4 protein-coding genes are annotated in these 4,205 nt (G+C 57.9%); 2 read left to right on the plus strand and 2 right to left on the minus strand.

Annotated features, from left to right (window positions below; translation table 11 throughout):
* Positions 1-430 (plus strand): LysR substrate-binding domain-containing protein (locus tag AC1DWI_RS15110; RefSeq protein WP_477725127.1); only part of this gene is annotated, 430 nt, incomplete at its 5' end.
* A gap of 142 nt (positions 431-572) precedes the next feature.
* Positions 573-1,484 carry a TauD/TfdA dioxygenase family protein gene (locus tag AC1DWI_RS15115; RefSeq protein WP_477670786.1) on the plus strand — a complete coding sequence of 304 codons (912 nt, stop codon included), beginning with the start codon at positions 573-575 and terminating at the stop codon, positions 1,482-1,484.
* A 50-nt stretch (positions 1,485-1,534) separates the two neighbouring features.
* On the opposite strand, the gene AC1DWI_RS15120 is transcribed toward AC1DWI_RS15115, so the two are convergent.
* Entirely contained in the window at positions 1,535-2,185 is a 651-nt protein-coding gene (locus AC1DWI_RS15120) for a hypothetical protein (protein ID WP_477670787.1), read from the minus strand.
* 966 nt (positions 2,186-3,151) lie between these two features.
* The gene (locus AC1DWI_RS15125; protein WP_477670788.1) at positions 3,152-3,700 is read right to left on the minus strand and encodes an NADPH-dependent FMN reductase; all 549 of its coding nucleotides are present in this window, start codon (positions 3,698-3,700) and stop codon (positions 3,152-3,154) included.
* Between the last annotated feature and the right edge of the window lie 505 nt (positions 3,701-4,205).

Raw genomic sequence — 4,205 nt, forward strand, 5'->3', positions numbered from 1 at the left:
GCCCATCGGCCCGCCGCTGCGTATGGCAGTAGCGGCTTCACCCGGTTATTTTGCGGTCCATTCCATCCCCAAAACACCGCACGACCTCACCGCACATCACTGCATCAACCAGCGCATGCCTACTTCCGGCGGGTTGTACGTCTGGGACTTTGAGCGCCGCGGCCGCCAGGTCAATGTCCGTGTGGATGGCCCGCTGATCTTTAACACGACAACGCCGCAGGTCGACGCGGCACTGGCGGGGTTGGGCATCGCATTGCTGCCGGAAGACGAACTGACGGCGCACATTGAAGCCGGGCGGCTGGTGCGCGTTCTGCAGGACTGGTGCCCAAAATTTTCCGGCTACCACCTGTACTATCCCAGCAGACGCCAGCCTTCACCGGCCTTCTCGCTGGTGGTGAAAGCGTTGCGAGTGAGTGGATCCGATAGATAAGATGGTTGGCGCCCTCGTGTGGCGAAGCCGAACAGACTTAAAAGTAATTAACAAACGACGAATAGGTAGTTCGCTTTGCACGGCGGCACTCCTACATTTATAGGCTGACCGGCGCCCCAGGACGCAGATGAGAAAGATGAAGATGACAGCGACTTTGACTCCGAACGACCGTGCCGATGCATCGGCAGCAACGCATACCCAATCCTCCATCGAGATCCGGCCTTTTGACGCCCCGCTGGGCGCCGAGGTGCTGGGCATGGATTTGTCCACACCGCTCACCACAGCTGACTTCAGCCGCATCCACCGCGCACACCTGGACCACCACGTGCTGGTCTTTCGCGACCAGCGCATCACGCCGCAGCAACATGTTGATTTCAGCCGCCGCTTTGGGCCGCTGCAAATTCATGTGTTGAAAAACTTCCAGTTGCAAAACCACCCTGAAATCCTGATCGTCTCCAACATCAAGGAAAACGGCGAACCCATCGGCCTGGGCGACGCCGGCCATTTCTGGCACTCTGACCTGTCATACAAAGACAAGCCCAGCCTGGGCTCATTGCTGCATGCCCGGGAGCTGCCCTCCGAAGGCGGCGACACCCTCTTCGCCAACCAGCACACCGCCTGGGACACCCTGCCCGACGCGCTGAAGACAGCTGTGCAGGGCCTGCGCGCCGAACACACCTACCTCGCCAAATACGAAGAGCTGCGCAGCCGCAACCCGTGGCGACCCAAGCTCACACAAGAGCAGGTGGAAGAGGTCAAGCCGGTGGTCCACCCGGTGGTACGCACCCACCCTGAAAACGGCCGCAAGGCGCTTTTTGTCAGCGAGCATTTCACCACCCGCATCCTGGGCATACCAGAGGACGAAAGCAAAGCGCTGCTCAGCGAACTGTTCGAACACACCTCACGCCCCGAACTCATCTACCGCCACCAATGGCAGCCGCACGACATGGTGTTCTGGGACAACCGCTCAGTCACCCACCTGGCAGCAGGCACCCCCGACCACCTGCGCCGCAAGCTCTACCGCACCACCATCGAAGGCGACGCCCCGTTTTAAGCGGAGGCCTGCGTCCGGTATTCGGGTTTGGGTATTCTGTGATGTTCGGCTCAGCTAGTGAAAAAGTGGTCCGGTTCGCCCAGCCAACGTAATTTTGCATGTTCCACATCGACGCGGCGATGGCCAAACAGTCGGCGACCAAAGCTCTCAACCGTCAGAGTAACGCGTACATCGATCTCGTCACCCCAGTAGACGCGCTCTTCGTCTTGGTCGACCGTGACAAGGCCGTCGAAGTCCAAGGTCAAGGTGTCGCCATCATGCTCGTCAAGCGTGTCCCACCAAGGTAAATCGATGTCAATGCGCGGAAAGGTGCCATTGGTCATTGCCACTTCGGAGCTAACCGATTCTTCGTTCACGATGGCCAGCTCAAAATGGCCCTGCACATCCATCAACCAGGCTTCGTGGTTATCGTAGATGTCGGCATCTGGAAAGCTGGACTGCAGGGCTGTAGTGAGCGCCCGTGCAAACACCCGAGGGTCGTGTCCCAGTTCAGTCGCTCGCTGTTGCAAACGGTGTGAATCCAAGACGATATCGACCGCTTTCGATAGCCCGATATCATCACTGGATGCTTGGTATGACGCGAGATTATTGTGACCGAGCGCTGCAGCGACAAGCTGCTGAGCGTGACCAGTCGAGAGAGAGATGCCTTGAGCTGAAATCGTGTTACGAACAGCGAAAGCAACGGCGGATAGCTGTGCCATGACGTGTACTCCGAATAATGCGCGGGGTCACAAGCGTTTCCGACCCTGCGCGTGCGAAGCTGCACGATTGGCCACAGGTTATTGCAATGCGAACTGTGCCTTTTTTGAGCCGCTTGAAACTCCGGCGGGCGCCTTAATTTCAGTTTAGCAGGATGGCGGGAAAAGTAAAAWCCGCGACCTAAAAAGGGGGCTTTAAACGCCTTCGAACGTTCGAGTTACTGTTCGACTTTTGCTTAAAACGACAGCAAAATTCGCCCGAGTTTAAAAATTTAGCCGTCGCGTCCGTATCGTTGTGAGGCCATATAAATCATGCACTTAGGCAACTCGGACGTTGAACTCGAACGCCAATGTCCGACTTCAATGCATGCCGGCCGGCGGCAGATGGTAGGTGGAGGAGCCCAATTTCCCTGTGGCGGCGCGCCATACGGGTATTCCGAGGCCATTCGGTGCAGGTGCCTGCCCAGATAGCAAGAAAGCCCGTATGGCCCGGTTTTACCGCGTCCGCAGGCTCTACAGTCCGAGTTGCCCAAATTGTCCCGAGAGGCCCGATTTCGTTGGGCTCGTCCCACTTCATCCCGCCAAGTCATGGCTCTTCCCGGATGTTCAGGCTCATGGGTTCGGTCACATACTCCTTGACCCCACCCCTTCTGTATGCGCCGAGGAGCGCAGGGCCAGACGGATCAGGGCAAAAACTTGTTTGAGCCGAAGGCGAGTTGTTTTTGACCCCGGCTGGACCGAGCACCGCAGGCTGCCCGTAGCGWAGCGAAGGGACGCAGRMASCASGGTCGCCTTTTGGTATTCGCGTAACTTCGCTTCGCGAAGTGAGCGAATCCCCACTACGTGACCTTTGCTTACTTTCTTTTGGCGAAGCAAAAGAAAGTGAGTTGCATGCCGGGCAACCCCCGGCCAACCACTCTCAGCAAAAAGCGTAGCCGCCGAACAAGAGCAGCAACGGGAAACGCAAGCTCAGGCGTGCTTCTTAACCCACCCCACATAAGCATCCACCCACCCCTGCAAAAACTTGCGGCTGCCTTCACTGATGCTGCCATCAGCGTCGTACAAACCGTCCTTGTTGTGGACAAAAGCCTCAGGCTGCCCCAGCGTAGGCACATTCAGGTAAGCCAGGGTATTGCGCAGATGCTGCTGGGCAAGCGCAGTACCAATCGCACCAACCGATGCCCCGATCACCCCGGCAGGCTTGCCATCCCAGGCGCTCTGGCCATAAGGGCGTGAGGCATGGTCAATGGCATTTTTCAGCACACCTGGAATCGAGCGGTTGTATTCAGGCGTGACAAACAGCAGGCCCTGCGCCGCCTTGATCTCGCCCTTGAGCCGCTTCACCTCTGCGGACGGATTCCCGTCATCGTCCTGGTTGTAAGGCGGCAGGTCGTCAATGCGCACATGGGTAAAGCTGAAGTCTGCGGGAAACAGCTTTTCAAGCGCGCCGGCGAGTTTTTTGTTGAACGAATCCTTGCGGATGCTGCCGACGATGACAGCGATGTTGTATTGAGCCATGGGGTTCTCCAGAAAGGTGGGAATGAAAGGGTTTGATCAGCGAATGCGCGAATGCGCAAAAGGCATTCCCGGTTTTAAATCAATTCACCGCCGCGCGCTGTAGGACTTCAGGACAGAAATACCCCAAGGTTCCGCAGCGCTGCCCGCTTCCCGTCAACACGCCAGGCCGCTTCTGCGCAAAACCAGACAGCACCTCAACAGCCGACTGCCCGGGATGCAGCAACAAAGCCACCCGGACGCCCTGAAAACCCCGAAATCACCCCTGAATCAGTCCGAAATCACTGGCATGGATGCTGCGATGTTGAGCCCGTCAACCACTCACTCCTCACGCCATGAATATCACTCGCTTCCTCGGTCTCACAGCTTTGTCGTTTGGCCTCCTGTCCACTCAAGGCCATGCCGCTCCCCCGCTTGAAAAGTCCGAAATCCGCTACCAGGGCTGGGCCGGCCAGGTCACCTGGATCGAGCTGGCCGAAGACCTGGGTTACCTTGCGCCGCTCAAGGC

The organism is Polaromonas sp. P3_C2 (assembly GCF_056402675.1).

Excerpts from the sequence above, each read along its gene's own strand:
- AC1DWI_RS15115 (WP_477670786.1), top strand. The coding sequence starts at position 573 with ATGACAGCGACTTTGACTCCGAACGACCGTGCCGATGCATCGGCAGCA.
- AC1DWI_RS15120 (WP_477670787.1), bottom strand. The coding sequence starts at position 2,185 with ATGGCACAGCTATCCGCCGTTGCTTTCGCTGTTCGTAACACGATTTCA.
- AC1DWI_RS15125 (WP_477670788.1), bottom strand. The coding sequence starts at position 3,700 with ATGGCTCAATACAACATCGCTGTCATCGTCGGCAGCATCCGCAAGGAT.